At 58.9% G+C, this 944-nt stretch carries 2 protein-coding genes; both read right to left on the reverse strand.

All coding sequences use genetic code 11. The features are described 5' to 3' along the window. Positions 1–258, reverse strand: a 258-nt coding sequence (secG, locus tag AC1DWI_RS24520) for a preprotein translocase subunit SecG (RefSeq protein ID WP_477726094.1), incomplete at its 3' end; no start/stop codon positions are given. 33 nt (positions 259–291) lie between these two features. Next, positions 292–944 (reverse strand): triose-phosphate isomerase (gene tpiA / locus AC1DWI_RS24525; RefSeq protein WP_477726095.1); only part of this gene is annotated, 653 nt, incomplete at its 5' end.

Here is a 944-nt window from a genome sequence, read left to right on the forward strand (position 1 = left end):
GCTGGAGCTTGTGCGCGCAGGAGCATTGCCAAAGTAAGCAAGCAGCAAGGTGCAGGCAAAAAACAACGCGGCGAGAACGCCGGTAGTGCGTGACAGGAAATTAGCACTGCCGCTGGCGCCAAAAAGGCTGCCCGAACCGCCACTGCCAAACGCCGCGCCCATGTCTGCGCCCTTGCCGTGTTGCACCAGGATCAGGCCAATCATGCCGAGCGCCGAAAGCATCTGCACAGCGAGGACAATGGTTAATACAACGTTCATATCTACTCCTAAATTAATAGCGTTCTGCGCCTGTCAGTTGCGGGCTGCAGCAATAATTGTCAAAAAATCGGGGGCTTTGAGCGACGCACCGCCAATCAGGCCACCGTCGATATCGGGCTGGGCCAGCAGCGTTGCCGCGTTGGCCGCGTTCATGCTGCCGCCATACAGAATTTTCACGCGGGCAAACTGATCTGTAGCCGCCTTCAATTGGTTGCGCAGCACCAGGTGCACAGCCTGCGCCTCTTGCGGAGTCGCTGTCTTGCCGGTACCAATCGCCCATACCGGTTCGTAGGCCACCACGATTTCGCTGATGCAGTGGCCATTGGTGTGGATCACCGCCGCGAGCTGCCGCTTCACGACTTCTTCGGTATGGCCTGCCTCACGCTCGGCCAGCGTTTCGCCAACACAAACGATGGGGGTAACACCGCAGGCCAGTGCAGATTTTGCCTTGTCGGCGACCGTCGCATCAGTCTCGCCGTGATGCTGGCGCCGCTCCGAGTGACCAACGATAGCGAAACGGCAACCAAACTCCTTGAGCATGGCGGCACTGACTTCACCCGTATAGGCGCCACTGGCATGAACGGACACATCCTGTGCGCCCAGTTCAATGGCAGACAGGCCGGGTTTAGCAGCCCGCAATAGCTGAATCTGTGCCAGGTAAGGCGCAGGAACACAAACCGCCACCT

It is taken from the genome of Polaromonas sp. P3_C2 (genome assembly GCF_056402675.1).